The 26615-nt window shown below is 74.2% G+C and carries 26 protein-coding genes and 1 pseudogene; 11 read left to right on the forward strand and 16 right to left on the reverse strand.

Annotation, left to right across the window (positions count from 1 at the left end; translation table 11 throughout):
* Positions 1–21: 21 nt before the first annotated feature.
* A complete protein-coding gene (locus tag J4709_RS45140) occupies positions 22–1059 on the forward strand; it encodes a cobalt-precorrin-5B (C(1))-methyltransferase (RefSeq protein WP_208251596.1) in 1038 nt (345 codons plus the stop codon).
* Between the two features lie 73 nt (positions 1060–1132).
* Here J4709_RS45140 and cobM read toward each other — a convergent pair whose 3' ends face one another.
* The 4 genes from cobM to J4709_RS45160 all read right to left on the reverse strand — a co-directional run bounded on the left by cobM (position 1133) and on the right by J4709_RS45160 (position 4296).
* Positions 1133–1876 carry a precorrin-4 C(11)-methyltransferase gene (cobM, locus tag J4709_RS45145; protein ID WP_208251597.1) on the reverse strand — a complete coding sequence of 248 codons (744 nt, stop codon included), beginning with the start codon at positions 1874–1876 and terminating at the stop codon, positions 1133–1135.
* Entirely contained in the window at positions 1873–3117 is a 1245-nt protein-coding gene (gene cbiE / locus J4709_RS45150; RefSeq protein ID WP_208251599.1) for a precorrin-6y C5,15-methyltransferase (decarboxylating) subunit CbiE, read from the reverse strand. Before cbiE ends, cobM begins: the two co-directional genes overlap by 4 nt.
* On the reverse strand, positions 3110–3520 hold the full coding sequence (locus tag J4709_RS45155; protein WP_208251604.1) for a pyridoxamine 5'-phosphate oxidase family protein: 411 nt from the start codon (positions 3518–3520) through the stop codon (positions 3110–3112). Before J4709_RS45155 ends, cbiE begins: the two co-directional genes overlap by 8 nt.
* Before the next feature lie 68 nt (positions 3521–3588).
* Positions 3589–4296, reverse strand: a complete 708-nt coding sequence (locus tag J4709_RS45160) for an SIR2 family NAD-dependent protein deacylase (protein WP_208251606.1) — start codon at positions 4294–4296, stop codon at positions 3589–3591.
* A gap of 114 nt (positions 4297–4410) precedes the next feature.
* Between J4709_RS45160 and J4709_RS45165 the strand changes: the two genes are divergently transcribed.
* Complete coding sequence (locus J4709_RS45165) at positions 4411–6123, forward strand: MFS transporter (protein ID WP_208251608.1); 1713 nt, start codon at positions 4411–4413, stop codon at positions 6121–6123.
* A 71-nt stretch (positions 6124–6194) separates the two neighbouring features.
* Here J4709_RS45165 and J4709_RS45170 read toward each other — a convergent pair whose 3' ends face one another.
* The 3 genes from J4709_RS45170 to J4709_RS45180 all read right to left on the reverse strand — a co-directional run bounded on the left by J4709_RS45170 (position 6195) and on the right by J4709_RS45180 (position 9240).
* Complete coding sequence (locus J4709_RS45170) at positions 6195–7163, reverse strand: hypothetical protein (protein ID WP_208251611.1); 969 nt, start codon at positions 7161–7163, stop codon at positions 6195–6197.
* Positions 7164–7334: 171 nt separating this feature from the next.
* Positions 7335–8450, reverse strand: a complete 1116-nt coding sequence (locus tag J4709_RS45175) for a DUF2637 domain-containing protein (protein ID WP_208251613.1) — start codon at positions 8448–8450, stop codon at positions 7335–7337.
* 112 nt (positions 8451–8562) lie between these two features.
* The gene (locus J4709_RS45180) at positions 8563–9240 is read right to left on the reverse strand and encodes a dioxygenase family protein (RefSeq protein ID WP_208251615.1); all 678 of its coding nucleotides are present in this window, start codon (positions 9238–9240) and stop codon (positions 8563–8565) included.
* 244 nt (positions 9241–9484) lie between these two features.
* Here J4709_RS45180 and J4709_RS45185 point away from each other — a divergent pair, with 244 nt between their 5' ends.
* The 5 genes and pseudogenes from J4709_RS45185 to J4709_RS45205 all read left to right on the forward strand — a co-directional run bounded on the left by J4709_RS45185 (position 9485) and on the right by J4709_RS45205 (position 14421).
* Entirely contained in the window at positions 9485–10462 is a 978-nt protein-coding gene (locus J4709_RS45185; protein ID WP_208251617.1) for an AraC-like ligand-binding domain-containing protein, read from the forward strand.
* Between the two features lie 138 nt (positions 10463–10600).
* Complete coding sequence (locus J4709_RS45190) at positions 10601–11905, forward strand: erythromycin esterase family protein (protein WP_208251619.1); 1305 nt, start codon at positions 10601–10603, stop codon at positions 11903–11905.
* A gap of 25 nt (positions 11906–11930) precedes the next feature.
* Positions 11931–12719, forward strand: coding sequence for a DUF427 domain-containing protein (locus J4709_RS45195; RefSeq protein WP_208251621.1), 789 nt, complete (start codon positions 11931–11933; stop codon positions 12717–12719).
* Between the two features lie 100 nt (positions 12720–12819).
* Positions 12820–13626, forward strand: a pseudogene (locus J4709_RS45200) (PfkB family carbohydrate kinase); the annotation flags it as partial.
* An 81-nt stretch (positions 13627–13707) separates the two neighbouring features.
* Positions 13708–14421, forward strand: coding sequence for a Crp/Fnr family transcriptional regulator (locus J4709_RS45205; protein WP_208251626.1), 714 nt, complete (start codon positions 13708–13710; stop codon positions 14419–14421).
* A 10-nt stretch (positions 14422–14431) separates the two neighbouring features.
* On the opposite strand, the gene J4709_RS45210 is transcribed toward J4709_RS45205, so the two are convergent.
* Positions 14432–14818 (reverse strand): DUF3291 domain-containing protein, encoded by a 387-nt coding sequence (locus J4709_RS45210; RefSeq protein ID WP_208251628.1) that lies wholly within the window; start codon positions 14816–14818, stop codon positions 14432–14434.
* A 91-nt stretch (positions 14819–14909) separates the two neighbouring features.
* On the opposite strand from J4709_RS45210, the gene J4709_RS45215 reads away from it, so the two are divergent.
* Positions 14910–15461, forward strand: a complete 552-nt coding sequence (locus J4709_RS45215) for a TetR/AcrR family transcriptional regulator (RefSeq protein ID WP_208251630.1) — start codon at positions 14910–14912, stop codon at positions 15459–15461.
* On the opposite strand, the gene J4709_RS45220 is transcribed toward J4709_RS45215, so the two are convergent.
* The 3 genes from J4709_RS45220 to J4709_RS45230 form a co-directional block, all read right to left on the reverse strand.
* Positions 15430–16923, reverse strand: coding sequence for a hypothetical protein (locus J4709_RS45220; protein WP_208251632.1), 1494 nt, complete (start codon positions 16921–16923; stop codon positions 15430–15432). The genes J4709_RS45215 and J4709_RS45220 overlap by 32 nt on opposite strands.
* A 107-nt stretch (positions 16924–17030) precedes the next feature.
* Positions 17031–18680, reverse strand: a complete 1650-nt coding sequence (gene qcrB, locus J4709_RS45225) for a cytochrome bc1 complex cytochrome b subunit (protein WP_208251635.1) — start codon at positions 18678–18680, stop codon at positions 17031–17033.
* 146 nt (positions 18681–18826) lie between these two features.
* Positions 18827–19465: a hypothetical protein gene (locus J4709_RS45230; protein ID WP_208251638.1), complete on the reverse strand. Its 639-nt coding sequence runs from the start codon at positions 19463–19465 to the stop codon at positions 18827–18829.
* 304 nt (positions 19466–19769) lie between these two features.
* Here J4709_RS45230 and J4709_RS55985 point away from each other — a divergent pair, with 304 nt between their 5' ends.
* The gene (locus tag J4709_RS55985) at positions 19770–20492 is read left to right on the forward strand and encodes a DUF4261 domain-containing protein (protein WP_208251640.1); all 723 of its coding nucleotides are present in this window, start codon (positions 19770–19772) and stop codon (positions 20490–20492) included.
* Between the two features lie 93 nt (positions 20493–20585).
* On the opposite strand, the gene J4709_RS45240 is transcribed toward J4709_RS55985, so the two are convergent.
* Positions 20586–21839, reverse strand: a complete 1254-nt coding sequence (locus tag J4709_RS45240; RefSeq protein ID WP_208251642.1) for a hypothetical protein — start codon at positions 21837–21839, stop codon at positions 20586–20588.
* 169 nt (positions 21840–22008) lie between these two features.
* On the opposite strand from J4709_RS45240, the gene J4709_RS45245 reads away from it, so the two are divergent.
* Both J4709_RS45245 and J4709_RS45250 read left to right on the forward strand, forming a co-directional pair.
* Entirely contained in the window at positions 22009–22767 is a 759-nt protein-coding gene (locus J4709_RS45245) for a TetR/AcrR family transcriptional regulator (RefSeq protein ID WP_208251644.1), read from the forward strand.
* Between the two features lie 29 nt (positions 22768–22796).
* Positions 22797–23660: an NAD(+)/NADH kinase gene (locus J4709_RS45250; protein WP_208251646.1), complete on the forward strand. Its 864-nt coding sequence runs from the start codon at positions 22797–22799 to the stop codon at positions 23658–23660.
* 34 nt (positions 23661–23694) lie between these two features.
* Here J4709_RS45250 and J4709_RS45255 read toward each other — a convergent pair whose 3' ends face one another.
* Genes J4709_RS45255 through J4709_RS45270 form a run of 4 tightly spaced genes read right to left on the reverse strand, consistent with a single transcriptional unit; the run spans position 23695 to position 26593 of the window.
* Positions 23695–24303 (reverse strand): response regulator transcription factor, encoded by a 609-nt coding sequence (locus tag J4709_RS45255; RefSeq protein ID WP_208251648.1) that lies wholly within the window; start codon positions 24301–24303, stop codon positions 23695–23697.
* Entirely contained in the window at positions 24300–25433 is a 1134-nt protein-coding gene (locus tag J4709_RS45260; protein WP_208251649.1) for a sensor histidine kinase, read from the reverse strand. The genes J4709_RS45255 and J4709_RS45260 overlap by 4 nt, the downstream gene beginning before the upstream one ends.
* A 45-nt stretch (positions 25434–25478) precedes the next feature.
* A complete protein-coding gene (locus J4709_RS45265) occupies positions 25479–25910 on the reverse strand; it encodes a hypothetical protein (RefSeq protein WP_232385039.1) in 432 nt (143 codons plus the stop codon).
* Positions 25911–25960: 50 nt separating this feature from the next.
* Complete coding sequence (locus J4709_RS45270) at positions 25961–26593, reverse strand: TetR/AcrR family transcriptional regulator (RefSeq protein ID WP_208251650.1); 633 nt, start codon at positions 26591–26593, stop codon at positions 25961–25963.
* Positions 26594–26615 lie beyond the last annotated feature (22 nt).

Below are 26615 nucleotides of genomic sequence, written 5' to 3' on the forward strand. Positions count from 1 at the left end.
TCACGCAGGCATGGTATTGCCGTGAGCGATCTCCGTTACGGCTGGACGACCGGCGCGTGCGCGACCGCCGCGACCAAGGCCGCGCACGCGGCGCTTCTGACGGGCGAGTTCCCCGACCCCGTCGAGATCACGCTGCCGAAGGGGCAGACGCCCGCGTTCGCGCTGGCCGTGGAGGAGCTCGGCGACGGGTACGCGACGGCCGGGATCGTCAAGGACGCCGGCGACGACCCCGACGTCACCCACGGCGCGCTCGTCCGCTCGACCGTCCGGCCGGGTCCGCCCGGAAGCGGCGTGGTGTTCCGCGCGGGCTCGGGCGTCGGCACGGTCACCCGCCCCGGCCTGCCGCTGGAGGTCGGCGAACCGGCGATCAACCCGGTGCCGCGGCGGATGATGCGCGAGGTCCTCGGCGACGCCGACGTCATCGTGGAGATCTCCGTCGACGACGGCGAGGAGCTGGCGCGCCGGACGTGGAACCCGCGCCTGGGCATCCTCGGCGGGCTGTCGATCCTCGGCACGACCGGCGTCGTCGTCCCGTACTCGTGCTCGGCGTGGATCGACAGCATCCGGCGCGGCGTGGACGTCGCGCGCGCGATGGGCCGCGAGCACGTCGCGGGCGCGACCGGCAGCACGTCCGAGAAGGTCGCCGCCGACCTGCACGGGCTTCCCGAGGACGCGCTGCTCGACATGGGCGACTTCGCCGGCGCGGTGCTGAAGTACCTGCGCCGCCACCCGGTGCCGAGGCTGACGATCGCGGGCGGCATCGGCAAGCTCGCCAAGCTCGCCGCCGGGCACCTCGACCTGCACTCCAAGCGCTCGCAGGTCGACTTCGGCGTCCTCGCGTCCATGGTCGGCGACCCGGAGACCGCGGAGCGCGTGCGCAACGCCAACACCGCCCTCGACGCCCTCCAGATCTGCCGGCGGGCGGGCGTTCCGCTGGGCGACCTGGTGGCGGTCCGCGCGCGCGAGACCGCCCTGGCCACCCTGCGCGGTGCCCCCGTCGCGGTGGACGTCGTCGTCATCGACCGCGCCGGCACGATCGTCGGCCGCGCCGGCCCCTGACACCCCCGTTGAGTTGCGGCGTGTCGGCCTTATGGAGCGCTCCATAAGGCCGACACGCCGCAAGTGAACGTGTTCAGGTGCGGCAGCGGGCCGCCGAGTACAGGTGGCTGTCGGTGAAGTTCGCGGCGGTGAGGACGCGGCCGACGATGATCACTGTGGTTCGTTCGATGCCCGCGTCGCGGACCTTCGCGGCGATGTCCGCCAGCGTCCCCCGGACGATCACCTCGTCCTCGCGGGACGCGTAGGCGACCACGGCGACCGGGCAGTCCGCGCCGTAGTTCGGGACGAGCTCGTCCACCACCGGCCCGATTCGCTGGACCGCCAGGTGCAGCACCATCGTCGCGCCGCTCCGGCCGAGCGTCGCGAGGTCCTCGCCCGGCGGCATCGGCGTCGCCCGCGCCGACGTGCGGGTCAGCACGACCGTCTGCGCCACCTCCGGGACGGTCAGCTCCCGGCCCAGCGAGGCCGCCGCCGCCGCGAACGCGGGCACGCCCGGCGTCACGTCGTAGGGGACGCCCGCCGCGTCCAGCCGCCGCATCTGCTCGGCCATCGCGCTGAACACCGACGGGTCGCCCGAGTGCAGCCGCGCCACGTCCTGCCCGCGCTCATGGGCGGCGACGAGCTCGGCGACGATGTCGTCCAGCACCATGCTCGCCGTGTTCACCAGGCGCGCGCCCTCCGGGCACCACCCCAGCACCTCCGGCGGGACGAGGCTCCCCGCGTACAGGCACACCGGCGACGCCGCGACCAGGTCGCGCCCGCGCACGGTCATCAGGTCGGCGGCGCCCGGCCCGGCGCCGATGAAGTGCACGGTCACCGGTCGTCCCCCCGCGTCGCGGCCCACTGCGTCACCGGCATCATCGGCCGCCAGCCGGTGAACCCGCCGACCGCCCCGGCCCGCCCGATCTCGATCCTGGTCAGGTCGCCGCCGAGCCGCTCGCGCGCCTGTGTCACCACCCGCTCCGACTCGATCGTGACGGCGTTGACGACCAGCCGCCCGCCCGGCCGCAGCGCCTCCCAGCACGCGTCCACCATCCCCGGCGCGGTGACGCCGCCGCCGATGAACACCGCGTCCGGCGCGCCGAGGCCCGCCAGCGCGGCGGGCGCCTCCCCGACGACGACCCGGATCCCCGGCACGCCCAGGGCCCGCGCGTTCGCCTCGATCCGTGCCGCGCGCCGCTCCCGCTCCTCGATCGCGATCGCCCGGCACGACCGGTGCGCCCGCATCCACTCGATCCCGATGCTGCCGGCGCCGGCCCCGACGTCCCACAGCAGCTCGCCCGGCACCGGCCCGAGCCGCGCCAGGGTGATCGCCCGGACCTCCCGCTTGGTGATCTGCCCATCGTGCTCGTAGGAATCGTCCGCCAGGCCCGGCACGACCGGCGTCCCGGGCCCCTCGCAGCGGATCGCGACGACGTTCAGCGCGGCCGGATCGTCCGGGACGGGGCCGACCCGCTCGTCCTCGGCGCCGAGCCGCTCCAGCACGGTCACCTCGCTGCCGCCGTAGCCGCGCTCGTCCAGCAGCGCCCTGACCTCGGCGGGCGTGTCCGCGCCCGCGCTCAGCACCAGCACCCGGCGGCCCGGCGCCAGCACCGCGGCCAGCACCGACAGCGGGCGCCCGACCGCGCTCACGACCTCGGTGTCCTCGACCGGCCAGGCGAGCCGCGCGCACGCCAGCGACAACGACGAGGCGTGCGGCACCACCCGGACGCGGCCCGCGCCGAGCAGCCGGACCAGCGTCGTCCCGACCCCGTAGAACATCGGGTCGCCGCTCGCCGCGACCGCGATCCGGCGGCCCCGGTGCGCCTCGAACAGCGACGGCAGCCCCGGCAGCATCGGCGACGGCCACAGCGCCCGCTCCGCGTCCAGCGACGGCAGCAGCCCGAGCTGCCGCGGCCCGCCCATGATCACGTCCGCCTTGCGGAAGGCGTCCCGGGCGGGCTCGGTCAGCCCCTCCCAGCCGTCCGCGCCCATCCCGACGACCCAGACGTCCGGCGCCGCCGGCGCCCCCTCCGGCGCGTCCACCCGCAGGTCGGGCCGGGTGATCCCGTCAGACATTGCCGAGCACCCGCTCGACTGCGATCTCGATGACGACGCGCTGGGGGTTGGCGCGCGGCGGCTTGTACCGCTCGGCGTAGCGGCGCTCGCCGTCGGCGACGGCCGCGGCGTCGGTGCGCAGGACGGCCCGGCCCTCGACCGTCACCCAGTGCCGGCCGTCGACCTGGCTCACCGCGGCGGGCAGCCCGGCCTCGCCCGCCGCCCGCACGTGCCGCGCCTTCGCCGACCCCGCGGAGGTGATCACGCGCACCAGCCCGGCGGCGGCGTCCAGCGTCGCGCCGACCGGCACCGCGTGCGGCGTGCCGTCCGGCCGGACCGTGACCAGCGTGCAGACCCGCCGCTCCCGCCAGAACGCCAGGACCCGCTCGTCGTCCAGGCCAAGCCGGTGTCGTGTCCCCTGCATCTCGTCCTCTCGTCCGGGTGATCAGCAGGATCCCAGAAACCGGTGGCGGTCCGCGCATCCGCCCGGGTTCAGGCGGCCGCCAGCCGCGCGCACAGCGCCGGGACGGCCTCGCCGATCGGGTCGCGGACGACCTCGTCGGCGAGGTCGTCGTAGGGCGTCGGGTCCCGGTTCACGATGATCAGCTTCGCGCCGCACTCGGCGGCGATGGCGCACAGCCGGGCCGCCGGGTCCACGGTCAGCGAGCTGCCGATCGCGACGAACACCTCCGAGACGCGGGCGATGTTCCCGGCCAGGGACAGCACGTCCGAGTCCAGGTACTGGCCGAACAGCACGATCGACGGCTGGAGCACGCCGCCGCAGGACGGGCAGGACGGGTCGTCCTCGCCGCGCGCCAGCACGTCGGCGGTCGGGAACCCGGTGTGGCAGCGCAGGCACGACGTGGTGGCCATGCTGCCGTGCAGTTCCAGCACCTTGCGGGGCGTCGAGCCGGCCTTCTGGTGCAGGCCGTCGACGTTCTGGGTGAGGATCCGCACCGCCGCGGACCTCTCCAGTTCGGCCAGCGCGCGGTGCGCCGCGTTGGGGCGGGCGTCGGCGTGCAGGTCGAGCGTCCGCCAGAAGCGGCGCCTGGCCGCGGCGTCGTTGACGAAATGTTTACGTGTGAAGAGCCGGGCCAGCTCGGGGTCCCTGGTCCACACTCCGGACGGCCCCCGGTAGTCCGGAATGCCCGAGTCTGTGGAGATTCCCGCGCCGGTCAGCACGGCGATTCGTCCCGTCATGGGGGAGAACGTACGGGCGAGGAGGTGACAGGGGCGACCCGTTTTCCGTGCTGGCGGATATGTCCCGTCATATGATTAGTTAGCGCAAGAAACTATCTCTGGGGAGGGGAGAGCGTGCCGACCAAGCACTATCCGTGGATCGCGCTGAGCAACACGACGCTGGGCGTGCTGCTGGCGACGGTCAACTCCTCGATCGTGATCATCTCGCTGCCGGCGATCTTCCGTGGCATCCACCTGAACCCGCTCGAACCGGGCAACGTCAGCTACCTGCTGTGGATCCTGATGGGCTACATGCTCGTCTCCGCGGTCCTGGTGGTGACGCTGGGCCGGCTCGGCGACATGTTCGGGCGCGTCCGGATGTACAACGCCGGCTTCGCGGTCTTCACGGTCGGGACGATCGTGCTCGGGCTGGACCCGCTGCACGGCAGCGCCGGGGCGATCTGGCTGATCGCCTGGCGGGTGTTCCAGGGCATCGGCGGCGCCATGCTGATGGCCAACTCCGCCGCGATCCTCACCGACGCGTTCCCCGCCGACCGGCGCGGCATGGCCATGGGCATCAACCAGGTCGCCGGCATCGCCGGCAGCTTCCTCGGCCTGGTCGCCGGCGGCCTGCTCAGCGAGGTCAACTGGCGGCTGGTGTTCTTCGCCTCCGCCCCGATCGGCGTGATCGGGACGGTCTGGGCGTACCGCAGCCTGGTCGAGACCGCCACCCGGGCGGTCCGCGCGAAGATCGACTGGATCGGCAACGCGACCTTCGCGATCGGGCTGACCGCGCTGCTGGCCGCGATCACCTACGGGATCCAGCCGTACGGCGGGCACGACATGGGCTGGACGAACCCGTGGGTGCTGGCCGGCGTCATCGGCGGCGTCGTGATCCTCGCGGTCTTCTGCTTCATCGAGACCAAGGTGGACGAGCCGATGTTCCACCTGGACCTGTTCAAGATCCGCGCGTTCGCGGCCGGGAACGCGGCCGGGCTGCTCGCCGCGATCTCCCGCGGCGGCATGCAGTTCATGCTGATCATCTGGCTGCAGGGCATCTGGCTGCCGCTGCACGGCTACGACTTCGAGGACACCCCGCTGTGGGCCGGCATCTACCTGCTGCCGCTGACCCTCGGGTTCCTGGTCGCCGGGCCGGTCTCGGGCTACCTGTCCGACCGCTACGGGGCGCGCGCGTTCGCCTCCGGCGGGCTGGTGCTGTCCGCGCTGGCCTTCCTCGGCCTGCTGATGATCCCGACGGACTTCAATTACGGGCTCTTCGCGCTGCTGATCTTCCTCAACGGGGTCGGCTCCGGGCTGTTCGCCGCGCCCAACACCACCGCGATCATGAACTCGGTGCCGGCCGGGCAGCGCGGCGCCGCGTCCGGGATGCGCGCCACGTTCATGAACGCCGGCATGGTGCTGTCGATCGGCGTGTTCTTCTCGCTGATGATCGCCGGGCTGTCGAACTCGCTGCCGAAGACGCTGACCGGCGGGCTGACCTCGCACGGCGTCCCGTCAGGGGTCGCCGCGCAGGTGGGGCAGACGCCGCCGGTCGGGACGCTGTTCGCCGCGTTCCTCGGCTACAACCCGATCCAGAACCTGCTGGCGCCGTTCGGCGTGCTGTCGAAGCTGAACCCGCACGACGTCGCGACGCTCACCGGCCGGTCCTACTTCCCGCACCTGATCGCCGACCCGTTCCACCACGGCCTGGTGATCGTGTTCAGCATGGCGATCGCGATGTCGCTGGTCGCGGCGCTGGCGTCGCTGCTGCGCGGCCGCCGCTACGTGCACGACGACACGGCCGCGGATGCGCCGGAGCCGGTGAAGGCCGGGAAGGACGCCTCCTGAACCGCTGAGGCCCCGTGCCCCGCCCCGGAACCCCCGGCCGCCTGTCACGGCCGGGGGTTCCGCCGTGCGGGCTACGGCTTCGCCGGTTCGGGGCAGGCGCCGGTGGCAGTGGGGCTCGGCGAGGGCGCCGGGTCCCGCTCGGGGACGCCCGGGCCGGTGCGGCGCAGGTTGTGCCGCTTCATCACCGACTGCAGGTCGGGGTTGCCGCCGCTGCCGTCGGCGTCGGCGAGCGCCGGGCACGCCCAGGCGTCCTGCCGCCCCCACGAGTAGCTGATGTCGAACGCGGGCCGCGGGACGAGCCGGTCCCACCGGGTGAGGATCGCCTTCATCTCGGCGGCCGCCGGCAGCCGCCAGTTCTTCTCCCCGTCGCTGCACGACTGCCCGAACGTCTGGAACACCGGCACGATCATCTTCTTGGTGAACCCGGCGCGGGTCGCCTGGCCGACCATCGTGTCGATCGCGTTCAGGTCGCAGCCGCCGTGGCCGGAGCGGCACGGGTACGGGTCGAGCCCGATCAGGTCGAGATGGGTCTCCGACGGCTTGAGCGGCCCCATCGGCCAGTCCGTCAGCGACGCGAACGCCTTCTGGCCCGGCGCGTACTTGTGCACGATGTCGGCGCGCTGCCGCAGCTTGCCGGCGATCCCCGGGCACTGGTCGGGGTTCGGCTCGTCCGACAGGTACCAGCCGTACACGCGGTCGTTCCCGGCGAACCGCTTCACCGTGTCGGCGAACGCCGACGCGCTGTCCTGCTGGAAGCCGCCGCAGGTGGTGTTGCCGACCCACAGCAGCGCACGGCCGCCCTTGGGCAGCGCCGCGACGTCGCCGGCGTCGGGGTCCACGTCGAACAGGTCGTAGCCGAGCGCCGCGGCCTTCGCGCGGTCGCCGGCCGGCATGTTCAGCGCGGCGTGCAGCGTCCCGGTGACGAGGGACCCGGCGGCGGGACGGGCGGCGGCGTCGCCGGGCGAGGGGGCGAGCAGGTAGCCGGTGGCGGCGCCGCCGAGGGCGGCCGCGGCGGCCACCGCGAGCAGTTGCGTCTTCATGGTTTCTCCCGGCATCGCTGATGCGGCATGAGCATGAGAGGCGCGTCCAGCGTCGCACGGGAACGGCGGAGATCACCGGGAAACGTCCGCGGCCCACGGCGGGGCCCCGGAAACGGACGGGACCGGCCGCCATTTCGGTCGGCCGGTCCCGGTACGGGCGGTGCGGAGGGGTCAGACGCGCCAGGACCGCACGAGCTCGTCGAGCGCCGCCTGGTCGTAGACGATGCCCTGCTCGCCCAGCTCCTTGGCGACCAGCTCGCCGTCGCCGTGGTGCTTGGCCAGCAGCCGGTACACCGCGTACGGGAACCAGTGGTTGTCGCTGATCCGCCGGATCTCCGCCTCGTCGCAGGTGTAGCCCTCGGCGCGCACCTCGTTCAGCGTCGCGGCGATGTCGCCGTGCCGGCGCTCCAGGACGTCGATGACGATGGTGCGCAGGTTCTCCGGGTCGGGCGCCGCCGGGGCGGGCTCCTCGACCGGGGCGCCGACCGCGCTGCGGCCGTTGAGGCTCCCGCGCGCGGCGGCACTGACCACGGCCAGCCCCGCGTCGGGCTCGTGGGACGCGGCCGGAGCGGGCGCGGGGGCCGCGGCGGGCGCCGCCGGCGCGGCGGCGGGCCCGGTCGCGGCCGCCTCGCGGGTCCGCCCGGCGGCCCCATTCGCGGAACCGTTCGCCGCGCCGTTCGCGGTGCCCGACTCGATCGCCTTGCCGGAATGGCCGGGCACCTGGATCTGCGGGAACGGCCCGGTGTTGCGCAGCGGCATCAGCGTGATCTGCTGCAGGGTCACCGGGCCGGCGATGGCGCGCGGCGCCGGCTCGGGCGCCTTCTCCTCGGCCTCCTCGCCCTTCTGCGCGACGTATCTGTGCAGTGTTCGCAGCAGGACGAACAGGCCCAGCATCGACACGATCGGCGGGACCGCGGCCGTCGCCTGGTAGGAGAACGACCGGTGCCCGACGTGGCCCACGTTGAAGATGAGGCTGGCCGTCCAGCCCGCGAGGGCGATGGCGAGCGGCAGGAAGAAGTCGAGCCAGCTCATCATGTCCCGGCGGCGCAGCACGAAGGCGTCGACGGCGAGCAGGAAGAGGCCGAGCTCGCCCACGATGATGAACAGGTCGACCAGCAGCGGGAACGAGTCGGCCTTCCATCCGCGCAGGCCGTGCTCCAGCGCCCAGTGGTAGAGCCCGGCGTAGGACTGGGCGAAGCCGCCCGCGGTCGCGGTCATGACCGCGATCGCCATGAAGGCGATGGCCCCCCACCGTGTGATGACCTGTACCCGGTTGGCAGCGCTCATGCGGCAGGTGCTCCAGATTGTCTTACCTAACCAAATGTGATCGGTGGGAGACTATCCATTCCTTCCGCGTTTCGTGGGGGATTCCAGTTACGTCTGCGTACCGTTCGGTCCGTCACCAGACCTGCAGGACGAAGTCGAACCGCGCGGTACGCCCGTCCGGACCGTCCTGGACGTCCATGAGCAGTTCGGGGTCGAACAGCATGTCGGTCTGGTTGCGGGGTTCGCCGGGGAAGTACAGCTGGGTCGTGAGGATGTCCTGGTAGGGCGCCTGCGCCTTGACGTGGACGTGCCGGGTGCGGCCCGGGTAGAGGCCGGGGACGATCGTCGTCAGGGTGAACCGGCCGGACGCGTCGGTGTACTGGTGGCCGCGCAGCGTGTAGCCCGTGTTGTCGTAGTTCCCGTAGTCGTCGGCCTGCCAGAAGTCCAGGAGCGCGTGGGCGACCGGCCGGCACGACATCGAGTAGACCGTCCCGCTCACCGTCAGCGGGGTGCCGGGCATGCCGGGCTCGGTGAGCGTGGTGCGCTCCGGCGACCCCGGCTTGAAGTAGGGGCCCTCGATCTGCGAGTGGGTCGGCTCGTCGTCGCCGTCGTCGCACTTGGGAGTGGGCTTGAGCACGCGCGGGCGGACGCGGGCCTGCGCGGGCGAGGCGGCGGCGGACGCGGCGGCCGGCAGCGCGAGCGCGCTGAGCCCGGCGGCCACGAGGAAGGTCTTGCGGCTCATCCCGGACGGCGTCTCGGGAGAGGGCTCGGGGGAGGGCCGCCCGGCGGGCGGCTGCTCGTTGACGGACATGGCGGGGGTCCTTTCGGGGGAGGCGGGAGCGAGGCCTCCCGGTCGCCCCGGGCGGCTCGGGAGGCATCGAGACCTGTATAGGCGCGGCGGTGCCGCCCGGTCTTGCCGCCCGCTGCCGGGCCGTTGGCGCCGACTGCCAAAGACCGCCGCGGATGTCGTGCTGACTCGCTCATTGACCTTCCTGACCGGCCGTAGAAGCCTTGCGGGTGCGTCCGGGACCCCGCACCCAGCGAGAAGGAGCGTCATGTCCACGCTCGTCAGCACCTCGGACCACCCTGCCCGCGACCAGGCCGACTACTGGCGGCACGCGATCCGCGAGGCGTTCGGCCCGTTCCACGTCCGGCCCGCCCGCGCGGGCGGGTTCGCCGCCCGGTTCCTCGGCCGCACGCTCGGCCCGGTGGAGGCCGGGGAGGTGCGGGCGCCGGCGCACGCCGTCCGGCGCGGCGCCCGGCAGATCGCCCGCGACACCCGCGAGTGCTACAAGCTCGGGCTCGTCCTGCACGGGGCGTGCGTGCTGAGCCAGAACGGGCGCCGGGTCGGCGCCGGCCCCGGCGACCTGGTCTTCTACGACCTGACCCGGCCGGTGGAGATCGCCTTCGGCGCGCACCGGATCTTCACCGTGGTCGTCCCGCATCGGGCCGTCCCGCTGCCGCACGGCCGGATGACGGAGCTCGGCGGCACGCTGCTGGGCGCGGAGGCGGGCGCCGGCCGGCTGGTGACGTCGCTGCTCACCGCGCTGGCCGAGGACGCCGAGGACCCCGAGCCCGCGGACGAGCCCTACGCGCACCACCTCGGCGGCGCGATCGTCGAGCTGCTGGCGGGCGCGGCAGGGGAGCGGCTGGGCGAGGGGGCGGCGCCGCCGCCGTCCCGGGAGCCGGCGGAGGCGGTCCGGACGATCAAGGAGTGGATCGAGGCGCACCTGCAGGACCCGGACCTGACCCCGGCGGCGATCGCCGGCGCGCACCACATCTCCGTCCGGCAGCTGTACCGGGTGTTCGAGCCCGCGGGCACGACGGTGGCCCGGTACGTCCGGCACCGGCGGCTGGAGCGGTGCCGCCGGGAGCTGGCCGACCCGGTCCTGGCGACGCAGCGGATCGGCGCGATCGCGAGCCGCTGGGGGCTGCCGGACGCGGCCGGGTTCAGCCGGGCGTTCCGGGCCGCCTACGGGCTGCCGCCGTCCGCCTACCGGGCGCGCGCGACCGGCCTGCGCCGCCGCGACTGAACCGGCACCGCGATAGGGCGCGCGAATCGGGCGGCGCCGTGCATCGATCCGGGGATCCGGGGAACGGCGGGAAGGTACGACCGATTTAAGAGAAATGTCGATTTCGTCGCAGGAGAACCCCGGGGGGAGGGGGACACGATGAGCGACGCGGACGACGTGCTCGGGGCCGCGCTGCCGCTGGAGTACGCCGAGGACCTGGACCCGCTGCTGGACCGGATCGGGGACGCCTCGTGCGTGCTGCTCGGCGAGGCCAGCCACGGCACCCACGAGTACTACGCGTGGCGGGCGGCGATCACCCGCCGGCTGATCACCGAACGCGGCTTCTCCGTCGTGGCCGTCGAGGGCGACTGGCCGGACTGCCGCCGCGTCGGGCGGTCGGTCACGCTCGCGCCCGGCGGCGCGCAGGACCCGCGCACCGCGCTGGACTCCTTCGAGCGCTGGCCCACCTGGATGTGGGCGAACGAGGAGACCGTCCGGTTCTGCCGGTGGCTGCGCGAGCACAACGCCGGCCTGCCGCCCGACGAACGGGCCGGCTTCTACGGGCTCGACGTCTACAGCCTGTGGGAGTCGCTGCGGGCCGTCGTCGACCACCTGGCCGAGCACCGCCCCGAGTACCTGGGGACGGCGCTGGAGGCGTACCGCTGCTTCGAGCCGCACGGCGAGGACCCGCGGTCCTACGGCTGGAACACCGCGCTCGTCCCGGACGGGTGCGCCGAGGAGGTCATGGCGCTGCTGACCCGGCTGCGCCGCCCGGTCTCGCACGGCGACTCCCGCGACCCCGACGAGGAGCTGGACGTCCGGCAGAACGCCGAGGTGGCGGCGGGCGCCGAGCGCTACTACCGCACCATGATCGGCGGCGGGCCGGAGTCGTGGAACGTCCGGGACGTGCACATGGCCGACACCCTCGACCGGCTGATGGACTTCCACACCCACGGGGCCCAGACCGGCAGGGCGGTCGTGTGGGCGCACAACACCCACGTCGGCGACGCCCGCGCCACCAGCATGGCGGACGCCGGCATGGTGAACCTCGGCCAGCTGGCCCGCGAGCGGCACGGCCGCGACCGGGTCGTCATCGTCGGGTTCGCGGGCGGTCCCGGCGAGGTGGTCGCGGCGCCGAGCTGGGGCGACCCGATGGAGGTCATGACCGTCCCGCCGCCGGCGCACGGGTCGCTGGAGGAGGTCCTCGCGCGGTCGGAGCTGCACCGCGGCATGTTCGTGGTGCCGCCCGAGCGCGACATGCCGGGCTTCTTCACCGACGCGCTCGGGCAGCGCGCGATCGGCGTCGTCTACGATCCCGACCGGGATCCGCGCCAGTACGTCCCGACGCGGCTCGCCGACCGCTACGACGCGCTGTGCTGGTTCCGGATCACCTCGGCGCTCGATCCGCTGCACATGGAGGCGGCGCGGCGCGGCGAGCTGGAGACCATGCCGTCGGGCGTGTGACCAGGGCCGACGCAGGGAGACGAGCATGACGCTGACCAGGGCCCCCGGGCCGCTCGCCGGATCGCCCGGCGACGACGTCAACTTCCGCATCGAGGGGCCGAAGCACCGGCTGCTGATGCACGACTTCCCGCGCCGGGTGCACGCCCGGCTCGGTGGGGAGGTCGTCTTCGACACCGAGCGCGGGAAGCTGCTGCACGAGACGGGGCTCCTGCCCGTCCTGTACGTGCCGGAGGAGGACGTCCATACGGAACTGCTGGAGAGGACCGACCACTCCACGCACTGCCCGTTCAAGGGCGACGCCGCGTACTGGACGATCCGGGCCGGCGACCGCGTCGCGGAGAACGCGGTGTGGGGGTATCCGGAGCCGCGGTCCGAGGCGCCGTGGCTGCGCGGCTACATGGCCTTCTACTGGGAGCCCATGGACGCCTGGTACGACGAGGACGAGGAGGTGCACGGGCATCTGCGCGACCCGTTCCACCGGGTCGACGCACGCGACACGTCCCGGTACGTCCGGGTGCTGCTCAACGGTGAGGTCGTCGTCGAGACGGAGCGTCCGAAGCTGCTGTCGGAGACGGGTCTGCGGAACCGGTTCTACATCCCGGTCGAGGACGTGCGCCGCGAGCTGCTGACCCGCAGCGACAAGCGCACAGTGTGCCCCTACAAGGGCGAGGCGACGTACTGGTCGCTGGACGGTGCCGAGAACGCGGCGTGGTCCTACGAGGAGCCGCTCGCGGACGCGGCGAAGATCGGCGGCTACCTGAGCTTCGACCACGAGGCGCTGACCGTCGAGACCGAGCCGCCGCCCGGCACGTGAACGCGCCGCCGGACGTCGCGGTCGCCGGGCAGGTCGCGCGCGACCTGGTGCTCGTCGTCGGCGAGGTGCCGGGCCCGGCGGCTCGGCGGACGTCCGGCGCCGCCGGGAGATGCTCGGCGGCAAGGGCGCCAACCAGGCGGTCGGGCTCGCGCAGCTCGGGATGCGTCCCGCGCTGGTCGGCGTCGTCGGCGACGACGACGTGGGCTGGGACGTGCTCGGCCAGGCCCGCCGCGACGGCATCGACGTGTCCTGTGTGGTGCGCCGCGAGGGCGCGGAGACCGGGCTGATCGTGGACATCGTCGACGGCGACGGCCGCTGGCGCTACCTGGAGGACACCCCGCCGCCGGTCCTGCTCACCGGGGACGACGTCGCGGCGGCCGGGCCGCTGCTGCGGGACGCGCCCTGGGCGGCCGTGCAGTTGCAGCAGCCGCCGGAGGCGGTGCGGGCGGCCGTCGACCTCGCGAGGGGCAACCGGATCGTGCTGGACGGCGCGCCGTCCGAGGACGACCGCGACGACCTGCTCGCCGCCGCGTTCCTCGTCCGCGCCGACGCCCGCGAGGCCGGGATGCTGGCCGGTGCTCCGCTCGGCTCGGCGGACGAGGCGGTCCGGCTCGGCGCCGACCTCATGCGGCGCGGTCCGTCGCTGGTCGCGCTGGCCGTGGAGGACGCGAACGTCTTCGTCTGGGAGGGCGGCCACACGGTCGTGCCGCTGGACGACACGCCCGTCGCCGACACCACCGGCGCCGGCGACGCGCTCACCGCCGGGCTGATCGCCGCGCTCGCCCGCGGGGAGCCGCCGGAACGCGCCGCCCGGTTCGCGGTCGCCGCGGCCGGCGCCACCGTCGGCCACCCGGGCGGCCGTCCGGCGCTGGACCGCGACCGCGTCGCGGCGCGCGCCGGGCTCTGACGAACTCGCGCCGGGGCGGTTTACCGGGCTGGTGACCGCGGGCATGTCAAGGTACCCGGCGACTGGTAAGGAGGACGACCTTTGCCCCCCTCCTCCCCGTCCGTCCCCCGGCCCGGCTTCTGGGCCGCGCTCGACACCGCGCAGCGGACCGCGCTGCGCGCCGCCGCGCGGCCCCGCCAGTTCCCCGTCAAGGCGCCGCTGGTCTACCAGGGCGACGAGTCCGACCACGTGATCATCATCGAGCGGGGCTGGGCCAAGGTCACCTCGACCACCGAGGACGGCCATGACGTGGTGCTGGCCGTGCGCGGGCCCGGCGACCTGCTCGCCGAGAGCGCGGTGCTCGGCGGCCGCACCCGCTCGGCGACGGTGACGGCGCTGTCGCCGGTGCGCGCGCTGGTCGTCCCGGCCGGCCGGTTCACCGGCTTCCTCGACGAGCACCCGGACGTGTGGATGCTCGTCACCGGCACGTTCGTGCAGCGCATCGACGACTCCGACCGGCGGCTGCGCGCGCACGTCACCAGCCGGGGCACCCAGCGGCTCGCGCGGCTGCTGGCCGACCTCGCCGAGCGCTCGGCGCAGCACGTCCCGCCCGCCGCGGACGGGTCGATCGCGATCGGGCCGCCGCTGTCGCAGGAGGAGCTCGGCAGCTGGATGGACGCCTCCCGCGAGACGGTCGCGCGGGCGATGACCGGGCTGCGCGCCGCCGGGCTGATCCGTACCGGGTGGCGCCGGATCACCGTCGTCGACCTGCCCGGCCTGCGCGCGTTCGCCGCGGACGCCGAGCCGCCCGGCTAGCCGCACCCCGTCAGCCCGCCGCGATGCGGCGCCGCGCCTCCTGCCAGGTGATGGGCAGGTCAGCGGCCTTGACCTGCCAGAACACGAACGTGGAGTCGCGCATCACGGCGCGCTTGGCGCGCATCGACGAGCGGTGCGGCTCGGCGGCGGCGTAGGCGCGGATCGCCTTCTCGTCGCGCCAGGCCGACAGCGTCCAGAACGTCCGCCCGAGCAGCTGGGCCTTCAGGGTGACGCCGTGCGCGCCGTCGGAGCGGCGGGCCTGGCGCAGCAGGGTCATCGAGGCGAGGAGGAAGCCGGGCACGTGGCGCAGCGAGCGCACCTCGAGCCGGGACGCCATGACCGTCACCTCGGCGTCGGGGTCGGCGGGCTGCACGGGGATCCAGGGCAGGGTCGGCATGTCACGGGTCCTTCGCTCGAACGCAATCTTGTCATTGGCAAGATTGCCTCGGCGGCCGCGAACTTGTCAATGACAAGATAGGATCGGCGGCATGAGCGACGACGCCTACCACCACGGCGATCTGCGGCGGGCCGTCATGGCGGCCGCCGTCGCGGCGATCGCCGAGTCGGGCCCCGCCGGCTGGAGCCTGCGCGAGCTGGCCCGCCGCGCGGGCGTCTCGCACGCCGCGCCCGCCCACCACTTCGGCGACAAGACCGGGCTGCTCACCGCCGTCGCCGCCGAGGGGTTCGCGCTGTTCGCCGCCGCGCTGGAGGCCGCCGGCGACGACTTCTACGACGTCGGCCTGGCCTACGTCCGCTTCGCCGTCGACCACCGCGCGCACTTCGAGGTCGTCTTCCGGCCCGAGCTGTACCGCGCCGACGACCCCGAGGTCGCCGCCGGCCGCGAGCGCGCCTACGCCGTCCTGACCGAGGGCGCCCGGAGCGTCGCGCCCGGCGACCCGGCCGCCCCGGTCGCCGCCTGGTCGATCGTGCACGGCTTCGCCGAACTCTGGCTGCGCGGCGCCCTGCCCGCCGAGCTCGGCGACGACCCCGAGGCCGCCGCCGAACCCGTCATCCGCCAGCTGTTCCGCAAGCCCGGCTGAACGGCCAGACGCCCCGGCGCGCGTCCTCGATCAGCGGCACGGCGCCGAGCGCCGCGTCGCCGAGGCCCTCGAACAGCAGGCTCCCGGGGGCCCGGTCCGGCGGCGGTCCGAAGTCCCGGCCCGAGTACGCGGCCTGCCAGGTGTAGACGGGCACGTGCCCGGGGACGTCCGGCGCGCCCGGATCGAAGCCGGCCACGATGACCACGCGGTCGTGCCCGCGGTAGGCGGCCGGGACGGCCTCCACGCCCGCGAAGCCGTCGTGCGGCAGGTCGAGGCACTGCCAGCGCAGGTACCCGTGCAGCGGCGACTCGCCCGCGACGACCCCGAACGGCGTGCCCTCGAAGGTCACGACGTCCGCGGACGCGCACCACTGCGCCAGCGTGAGCCCGAAGACCACGGTGTCCGCCCGCATGTGATCCAGGACGAGGAGCGTGCGCCCGGGGATCACCGGCAGATCGCCGAGCCCGTACGTCGCGGCCCGCTCCAGGACGGGCCGCCAGCGCGGGTGCGGGACGGCGTCGCGTGCGGCGGCCAGGCGCACCGGGAGCAGCCCGGACGCCCGCATCTCGGCGGGGTCGGAGAGCCGCCCCGCGACCCGCATCGCGGTCTCGAACCCGATCCCCGCCTCGTCGAGGCGGCGCAGCCGTCCGACCAGGTCCGGCAGTGCCATCGACGGGACGAGCCGCTCCCAGTCGTCCCGGTCGAGCCTGCGCCGCAGCGTCGCGGCCTCGCGCCGCCACGAGGCGTCGGGCGGCGGGCGCCGTTCCGCCCGGCCGCGGCGGCGCTCGATGACATGCCGGAACAACTCCGCCTGCCGCTCGTCCCGCGGCCGCGGCCGGACCAGCTCGACGACGTCCCCGAACCGCAGGGGACGCGCCTCCCGGACGCCGCCGTCCAAGGTCAGCGCCGACTGCAGGAACCCCGGCACGCGGAGATGCCTGCCACCGGTGTCGTAGACCAGCGACCGGTCGTCGTACAGGCGGGTGACGGCGTCGGCGACGCCGCGCTTGACCGGTTTCGGGACCGGCCGCCCGTACACGGCGAGCCAGTGCCCGAGGAACTGCCCCGGATCGTCCGCCCGCCGCAGCACCGACGCGACCACCTGCCGGGACAGCCCGTGCCGGCCGGCGTCCAGCCGCTCGCGGACGAACGCGGCGGCGCCCGCCAGCGCCGGGTACCGCATCGGCGTCGACGCCCGCAGCCAGGCCAGGAACGCCGCCGTCCATTCCGGGTCGGCGCGGGTCGCCTCGCGCAGCAGCGCGTCGAAGCGGTCGCGCTCCGGCTCCGGCCACAGGAACAGCGCGTCCTCGAACCCGATGTGCGTCAGCGCGGTGACGAACAGCTCCTCGATGCGCCTCTCCCTCCGGTCGCGCGACCGCGGGACGCGCCCGAGAACCGGCCGGCGGCGGGCTGGTGACTGAGCGGACGCGAGCGCCCGCACGCGGACGTGCGGGCGCTCCACGCTTCCTGATCGCGAACCGTCGCCTTCACACCGGGCGCGTGTCCCGCGGTGCGGTCGAAACCCTAGGGCGGGCGTGCGACAGAACGGCGTCGACCCAGGTCGGAGGGCTAATGGGAGGTTGGGGCGTTCTCGGTGGACGCCTCCTCAAGGGCGGGGGCGTCCGGCACGGTGTCCGGGACGGTGGCGAGGTCGGCGCGGAAACGCCGGTTCAGGGCGGCGCGCATCCGGGCCGTCCGGCTCCGGGCGCGCGGGCTCTCGACCCCGCCGGACGGGGGCGGGACGTCCAGCGGGACCGCCGGGGCCGGGCGCGGGTCGGTGATCGCGGCCGTCCGCTCGGCGGGCAGGCGCCGCTCGACCTCGCTGTACGCGCCGTCCGGCGACCGGCGGACGATGCCGGTCTCCAGGCCGTGCTCGATGAGCGCGAGGTCGCGGCGCTGCAGGCCGACGCAGATCCGGTAGGCCACGATGTAGGCGAGCACGGGCCCGAGGACGACCGCGCAGCGGAAGAACCACGTCGTCCAGTACAGCGGGATGTCGAACCGGTCGGCGATGACGTCGTTGCCGCCCGCCGCCCACAGCGCCCCGTAGAAGACGACGCCGCCCATCCCGACGCCGGTGCGGGCCGGGACGTCGCGCGGCCGGTCGAGCAGGTGGTGGATCTGCTTGTCCCCGGTCACCCAGCGTTCCAGGAACGGGTAGGCGGCCAGGCCGGTGAACAGCAGGCCCGGCACCACCAGCGCCGGGACCACCACGCTCAGCGCGACGGAGTGCCCCCAGACGTCGATCTCCCAGGCCGGCATGATCCGCAGCGCGCCCTCCAGCCAGCCCATGTACCAGTCGGGCTGCGAGCCGGAGCTGATCGCGCCCGGGTCGTACGGTCCGAACAGCCAGATCGGGTTGATCTGCACGAACGCGGCGAGCAGCACGGTCACGCCGAGCACCCACAGGAACAGCGACGTGGTCTTGGCGACGAACACCGGGAAGAACGGGTAGCCGCGCACCGTCCGGTTGCTGCTCCCCTTGCCCGGGAACTGGGTGTGCGTCTGCCGCCATGTCAGCACGATGGCGTGCAGCGGGATCAGCGCCGCCAGGACGCCGGGGATCAGCAGCACGTGGACGACGTAGAGCCGCGGGATGATGTCGGCGCCGGGGAACTCCCCGCCGAACAGGAACATCACCAGGTACGACCCGACCAGCGGGACCGACTCGGTCACGCCCTCCAGGATGCGGATGCCGGTGCCCGACAGCAGGTCGTCCGGCAGCGAGTAGCCGAACAGCCCGTTCAGCATGACCAGGAGGAACATGGCGATCCCGATCAGCCAGTTCAGCTCCCGGGGCTTGCGGAACGCGCCGCTGAAGAAGTTGCGCAGCAGGTGGACGAGGATCGCGCCCATGAAGATCAGCGTCGCCCAGTGGTGGATCTGCCGGACCAGCAGCCCGCCGCGCACATCGAAGCTGATCTTCAGGGCGGAGGCGTACGCCTCGCTCATCCGGACGCCCTTGAGATGGGTGTAGGAGCCGTTGTAGACGACCTCGTTCATGCTCGGCTTGAAGAACAGGGTGAGGTACACCCCGGTCAGCAGCAGGATCACGAACGAGTACATCGCGATCTCCCCGACCAGGAAGCTCCAGTGGTCGGGGAACGCCTTGCGCAGTGCCTTGCGGCTGAACCCGGTGGTGCCGAGCCGCTCGTCGAGGGCGTTCGCGGCGGCGTCCACGCGCCGCGCCGACCCCGTGCTCGGCATCGTGTCCGCCATCGACGCCGTCCTTTCGTCGGTCTGGACCGGTCCTGCGCATAAGACCGATCAAGTCCGGCGAAACGTGACATCGGGCGATGTGCGCCCCGTCACACGGCGGCTCGTCACACGGCGGCTCGTCACACGGCGGCTCGTCGCGCGGCGCGTCAGACGGCGGGCGCGGCCCACCTCTCGGCGCGCTGGTAGCGCGGCAGCCAGCGCACCCGGTACAGCATCCGGAACGGCGGCGGCAGCAGCCGCATCACCGCGCGGACCGTCGCGTCGGGCGCGCCGTCCAGCAGCCACGGCAGGAACGAGGCGAGCCCGCGCATGCCCAGCTCCCGGCGCATCTCCACGTCGAACGTGCCCCACTCGAACGGCGTCAGCACCCGGTGGATCAGCGGCAGCATCTCCGCCTCCTTGTAGTCCAGGAGGTCGTTCACCGCCGCGGGCAGCGTCCGCGTGTACTGGCGGAGGGCGCGCCGGTCGCCGTGCTCCAGCGCCGCGTCCACCCCGTCCAGCAGCGGGACGACCCGGAACCCGCGCAGCTCCAGCTCGTCGAACAGCGCGGACCGCCCTCTGCCGCGCATCACCGTCCACAACGCGCGCTGTTCGGCGGCCTGCTGCGCCAGCCAGTGCCGGCGGAACATCGCCCAGCCGCGCGCGACCCGGCCCGGGTCCGGCGCGGTGCCCTCGCCGGCCGCCGCCGGCATCCGGGCCATGTCACGCCGGAACGCGTCATAGGCGGCGTTCAGCATGGTCAGGTTGAACCGCCGCGGCGTGCTGCTCTCCGGGATGGCGCCCATGCCCCCTCCAAACCCTCCGTGCGACCCGTCACAGAGAAGATGGATCAGTACCGCCGGACGTGACGCGATCGAGGCCGATCAGGCCGTGACCTGCCTCACACCTCGACCGTCCGGGCGGTGTCATAAGTCCATGTAATCACCCTTCCCCGCCGCGCCCCGCTGATGCGGCACCGTCCCGCCGGAGTGCGCCCGCCGGCCGCCTCCCCGGCCGTCACCGGCACGCACCGCGATGATCCGGTCGAACCTCTGCCATGACCACGATCTTCGCGTAGCCTGCCGCCTGATGATTGATGAGCAGACATCGGTGGCTTCCCGGCATGTCCTGTGTGTTCTTGGCGCCGGCCTGGACCTCGGCGCGGTCGAGGCGATCGCCGGCAAGGAGGGCTTCGAGCTCGACTGGGAGTACTCCGGGCACGGGGCGGACCCGCGGATGCCGGCGGCGTTCGAGGCGTGCGGCGCGGGCGCGTCGTTCACCGGCCCCGACTGGGAGGCGGTACGCGCGCACGACACCGTCGCCTACCTGCTGTCGCCCGCCGCGCGTCCCGGCGTCGCCTTCACCGTCGCGCGCCGCACGCTCGCGCTGACCGCCGAGCTGCTGCGCTCGGGCGCCACCGCGGTGAAGAACGAGAGCAACGGGCTCGCGTACGGCCGCGACCGGTGGCTCGACCTCGCCTACAAGGCGTACGCGGGGCAGGAGGCCGCCGTCCCGCTGTACCAGGCATGCGTCAAGCGGCCGATCACGACCGGTGCGCTGTACTTCAGCTGCGGGATGCACCTGCTCGGCGTGCCCGACGTCGAGCTGGACCATCCGGGCGACCCGCACCCCGACGACGTCCTCGACCTGATCGACGGCCTGGCGCTCTACCTGCTGATGGAGCGGCGGACGCGGGAGCTCCGCGACGGCGAGACGTTCGCCCTGGAGGAGGACGCGGACCGCTGGGTGCTGCGGCACGGGCCGTGCGAGCGGTTCGCGGAGGACGACTACTTCCACAACCCGCACGGCTACTGGCGCCTGACGCCCTCCTAGCCGCCCGCTCCTGACCGCACTGCCGGGAGACGGCGCCGGGGCCTGCCGGACGGCGGGGCGCCATCGCCGTCCGGCAGGCCGGCCGGGGCTCGGTCAGGTCACCGGGTTGTCGACCAGGTAGACGGTGGGGGAGGGGGCACCGCAGGTCGCGGACGCGGTGGACCCGCCGTCGAAGGACAGGTCGGCGGCGGCGGTGCCGAGCGAGACCGCGGTGCTCTGCGCCGACGACGCCGGCGTGAACGGCCCCGCGGTGAGCGTGCCGTCGCCCGGCAGCGGCACGGTGATCGGCCGGTCGCGCACCAGCGGCGTCTTCGGGATCGCGATGCCGCCCGCCGGGATGACGTTCTGCGTCGCGGGCGTGCCGCCCTCGACCGTCAGGTTCAGTGCCGTGACCTCGCCGGACGCGGACGTGTAGCCCTTGTCGATCAGCTTGTTCACCGTGCCGGCCGGGATCACCAGCGCGCCACTGGCCTCGGTGAAGGAGAACGAGCTCCCGCGCCTGGCGACGAGCGGGATGTGCGCGCCGACCGCGATGCCGACGTCGAGGGTGTCGCCGCCGACCTTGCACGCGTACGGCGCGTTGATGATGCCGACCAGCTCGTTGGACGCGGGTTCGGGGAAGTCCAGCGGTGCGCCGGTGATCTTCGCCGGAGGCTGCCCGGACGCGCCGCCGACCGCGATCGTCAGCAGCGCGTTGCCCGCCGACGGCTTGCAGTCGGCGGTGATCGGCAGGCTGAACCCGGCCGACGACTTCAGGTTCACCTCGGCGTAGGCGTGCTCGAACGCGAGCGTGACCTTGCCGCTGTCCGGCGCGGTGTACGGCCCGACGTCGAACGTCCCGGTCAGCGGCAGCCCCACCTTGAGCGGCTGCCCGGCCTTGATCGCGATGCCGTCGATCTCGAACGGCTTGCCGGCCGCGATGTTGATGCTGGACGGCGTGGAGTCGCTCGCCCCGATGCTCAGATCGGTGATCTTCGCGTCGGCCTCGCCGATCCCGAGGATCGGCGCGAGCGAGGTCAGCCAGGACGGGAACGTGATGCTCCCCGACCCCTGCGACAGGTAGAACCGCTGGCCCGGGCCCAGCTGGACGGGTGCGGCGCCCTGCACGTCGACGTCCGTCGGCAGGTAGAACACCGGCAGCCCGCCGAGGCTGATCGTGCAGCCGATCGGCAGCTTGAACCGGCCGGTGTCCACGCCGACGGGCGGCACGTCGCCGGGCGGGAGCGCGTGCGCGGGCGGCGCCTGGACGAACGCGAGCACCGCGAGGGCGGCGCCCGCGCAGGCGGCGAGGGAACGCCGCAGCCGGCCGCGCCCGGCCGTCGCGGCGCCCGCCTGTCCGACTCTCATGGGGACTCCTCTCAGAAGTACGCTTGCGTACCTGTGGGTCCCGGACATGGTGGCCCGGCGTCGCGGCGCGGGATACGGACGGTGATGCGCAAACGCCTCGGCGCGATTGGCAACCGGCAACGGAAAGCCCACGGCCGGCCCCACGGCCACCGGGCGTCCGCCCACTACAATGCGCTGCATCGAACGACAGCGGCCCCCCGACGACGGCGCCTCCACCGGCGGCCCGCGGTCCGGCGATCGGCGACCCGGCGGCCTCCGGCTGGCCGAGATCTACGACCCGGAGCGTCCCGGCCTGCCCCGGGGGCGCAGCAGCCTGCCCGCACCGGTCGTCCGCAAGGCGCAGCGGGAACGGCTGCTCGGCGCGGTGATCTCCGCGGTCGCCGAGCAGGGCTACCCGCACACCACCGTCGCCATGGTCGTCGCCCGCGCGCGCGTGTCCCGCAAGGCGTTCTACGACCACTTCACCGACCTTGAGGACTGCTTCCTCACCGCGCTCGCCGACGCGCAGAAGGTGATCCTCCGGGAACTGATGAACGCGCCGAAGGGCCTCGGCGCGAAGCCGCCGCCGCTCGCCGTGCTGCGGGCGGGCCTGCGCTCGTACCTGACCCTGTGTGCGCGCGAGCCCGAGTACGCGCGCTGCATCCTCGTCGAGTTGCCCGCCGTCGGCCCGCGCGCGCTCAAGGGCCGCAACAAGGCGTACGGTGCGGTCGCCGACGTTCTGCGGCTGTGGCGCGAGCACGCCGCGAAACGCCACCCCGAATGGCCGCCCGTCGAGGAGCCCGCCTACCGCGCCGCCGTCGGCGCCATCGCCGAGCTGATCACCGCGCACGTCTGCGCGGGCGACGCCGCGGCCCTGCCCGCCCTGCACGGCCCGCTCACCGACATCCTGCTGCGGATCCTCGCCGCGCCGCTGCCCCGCGACACCTGAACCGGCACCGCAGGCCGTACCGTGCTGCCATGGGCATGGTGCACACGGTGGGGCTCGTCCTGCACCCCGAACGCGACTCCGAAGCGGCCGTCGAGACGATCGTCGGATGGGCGGAACGGCGCGGCGGGACGGTGCTCGGGCTGCCCGAGGAGATCGGCCGGATCCACTGCAGCGCCGTCCCGGTCGAGGCCGCCGCGCTCGCCGGGCGCGCCGACCTGCTCGTCAGCCTCGGCGGCGACGGGACGATGCTGCGCAGCATGCGGCTGGCGGCGGGCGCCGCCACGCCGGTCCTCGGCGTCAACCTCGGCCGCCTCGGGTTCCTCGCCGAGATCGACGTGGACGGCCTCGCGGACGCGCTGACCAGCATCGACGAGCACCGCTACCAGGTCGAGCCGCGGATGGCGGTGTGCATGCGGCTGCCCGGCGGGCAGGTCGTGTCCGCGTTCAACGACATCGCGCTGGTGCGGATGCCGGGCGACGGCCTCGCCGCGGTCGAGGTGGCGGTGCAGGGCCGCTCGTTCGTCCGGTACGCGGGCGACGCGGTGATCGTCGCGACCTCGACCGGCTCGACCGCCTACAGCTACTCCGCCGGCGGGCCGATCGTCTCGCCCGCCGTCGAGGGCTTCCTGGTGGTGCCGGCCGCCGCGCACTCGACGTTCAACCGCGCCGTCGTGCTGTCGGCGGACGAGGACGTCGAGCTGGCGCTGCTGCCGACGTCGGGGACGCTGGTCGTCGAGGTGGACGGCCGGGTCGCGGGGCGGCTCGCCGCGGGGGACCGGCTGCAGGTCACCGCGGCCCGCGGCGCCGCCCGCGTGGTCCGGCTCGGCAGGACGACCTTCTACGAGCGCGCCCGCCGCAAGCTGCGCGTCAGCGGCAGCGCCGAGGCGGACTAGCGGGGCGGCCGGAAGCGACGGCGGGGCCGCCCGGTCAGAGCCAGCCGCGCTCGTCGGCGGCGCGCAGCGCCTCCATCCGGTTGTGGGTCCCGGTCTTGGCGATCGCCGCGGACAGGTAGTTGCGGACGGTCCCCTCCGACAGGTACAGGTTCCCGGCGATCTCCGCCACCGTCGCGCCCGAGCGCGCCGCGTTGAGCACGTCGACCTCGCGCGGGGTGAGCGGCGACTCGCCGGCCGCCAGCGTCGCCGCCGCGAGCGCCGGGTCGACGACCCGCTCGCCGCCCATCACCCGGCGGACCGCGTCCGCGAGCGCCTCGGCCCGCGCGTCCTTCACCACGAACCCGACGGCGCCCGCCGCCATCGCCCGGCGCAGGTACCCGGCGCGGCCGAACGTCGTGAGGATCACCACCCGGCAGTCCGGCGCCTTCTCGGCGAGCACCGCCGCCGCGGCCAGCCCGTCGACCCCGGGCATCTCGATGTCGAGCAGCGCCACGTCCGGCCGGTGCTCCAGGACCGCGTCGACGACCTCGTCGCCGCGGCCGACCGCCGCGACGACCTCGAAGTCGTCCTCCAGGTCGAGCAGCGCCGACAGCGCCGTGCGGATGAGCTCCTGATCGTCGGCGAGCAGCAGCCGGATCGTCATGGGCGCTCGTCCTCCGCGGTCCCGACCGTCACCTTCAGCCGCCAGCCGCGCGGGCGCACCGGGCCGGCCTCCACGCCGCCGCCGGCCGCCGCGACCCGCTCCCGCAGCCCGGTCAGCCCGTTGCCGCCGGGGGCGGGCGCGCCCACCCCGTCGTCCACGATCTCCACGCCGGTCGGCGTCAGCGACACCGTGCAGCGGGTGGCGTGCGCGTGCCGCACCACGTTCGTCAGCCCCTCGCGCACCACCCAGCCGAACAGCTCCTGGTGGGCGGGGTCGACCATCTCCGTCGCCGTCGGCAGGTCCGCGACGACGCCCGCGGCCCGCAGCACCTCCCGGCCCCGGGCCAGCTCGCTCGCGAGCGACACCTCCCGGTACCCCGACACCGCCGCGCGCACGTCCGTCAGCGCCTGCCGGGACAGCTCCTCCACCTCGCTGATCTCCACCGCCGAGCGGGGGGAGCCGCTCTCGGCGAGCCGCCGGGCGAGCCCGCTCTTGACCGTGATGACGGTCAGCGAGTGGCCGAGCAGGTCGTGCAGGTCGCGGGCGATCCGGGCGCGCTCGGCCTCCGACGCCAGCCGCGCCACCTCGGCGCGCGCCTCCACCAGCGCCTCGTTGGCGCCGGCCATCTCGGCGTAGGCGTAGACCGTCACGGTGGTGAACACGACCATCAGCGCGAGGAGCGCGTCGGGGCCGGTGTGCCACGGCCGCACCGCCCACGGGACGAGCAGCGTGGGCAGCGCCCCCGCCAGCACGATCAGCAGGATCCGGCGGCGCAGCATCAGCGCGGTCAGGGCGGTGATCACCGCCCACAGGAAGAACGCGAAGTTCCGCGCGAACGGCAGCTCGGCGACGAACAGCACGATCATCACCGCGTAGCAGATCCAGAGCCGGTTCTGGTCCCGGCGCACGACGCACACGCCCGCCAGGACGTAGGTGACGACGAACGCGCCGGCGATCGCGAACCCGGCGGCCGCGGCGGCCCCCGAGGAGTACTGCGCCACCCCGATGGCCGTCACCGACGGGTACACCAGCATCCCGGCCGACAGCGCCGCCCGGCGCCAGCCGCGCGCCCACCGCTGCGGATCGGCTGCGCGCCCGCCGCCCGGCGGCGCCTGCACGGCGTCCTGCATGCCCGGCACGTTACCGGCCTCCCGCCGCCTCGTCCGCACCCGTGGTCACTTGGCGGCGAACAGCGTCCGCATGCGGCCGCCGGCGGCGATGATCACGACGCGGAGCAGCAGCAGCCCGCAGACGGCCTGCTCGATCCGCATCCACGCCGGCAGGAAGCCGGGCAGCGAGACGATCACGACGACGGCGACGACCATCACCGTGGAGAGGATCCGCAGCCGCCGGTACGCGCCCCGGGACCCCTGGGCGGCGCGGCGGGCGAGCGCGAACGACACCACGGACGCGATCGCGACGATGCCGCCGCGCACCCAGACGTTCGAGGTCACCATCGAGTGGTGGTGGCGGAGCAGGAAGGCGGCTCCCATCGTGAGCCAGCTGAGCGCGAGGTAGCCGCCGGTGAGCAGCCGCATCTCGCGGAAGGCCCGCACGGTCTGCGGGTGGCGGAGGTCCTGGCCGGTGCCGTTCTCGTTGTTCGTCATACCGGAAATGGTCCGCTCGGGGACCCGGTCACCGGCAGTGAGACGGCCCATCAGCCGCCGATGACATTTGTCATGGCCCGGCCGTTGGCGCTGCGGACGCCGAGCGCCCGGAACAGGAACGCGGTGAGCTGCGCGGCGGCCGCCGACGCGCTCTCCCGAGCCGTCCCGGCCAGCTGGTGCTCGAACGCGCGGCCGAGCGCGGCCCGGATCGAGCGCGCGTCCGGCTCCGGGTCCGCCCACGGCAGCGACCCGTCCGCGACGCCCGCCGCGAGGATCTCGGTGATCAGCGCCTCCTGCTCGGCCACCGCGCGGGCGCGCTCCTCGGTGCAGCCGCGGGCCCGCACCGCCTCCCCGGAGGCGAGCGCGAGCGCGCGGCGGCGGCGCCGGTCGTCGGCGGTGATCCGCAGCATCCCGTCGACCACCGCGCGCAGCGCCTCGGGCGGCCCGGCGGCGGACGCCGCCCACGACCGCATCTCCGCCGTCAGGAGCGCGCCGTCGCGCCGGAACATCGCCAGCAGCAGCGCGTCCTTGGACGCGAAATGCCGGCCGAACGCCTCGTCCGCGAGCCCCGCCGCCGCCGCCACGTCGCCGGCCGTCACCGGCACGCCGTTCGCCGCCGCCAGGCAGCGGTACGCGGCATCGATGATGCGGACCCTCTCGGCGGCCTCACCCGGTGCCGTCACGGCCCCTCCCCGCACGCCATCG

Source organism: Actinomadura violacea (assembly GCF_017573465.1).
GTDB lineage: Bacteria > Actinomycetota > Actinomycetes > Streptosporangiales > Streptosporangiaceae > Spirillospora > Spirillospora violacea.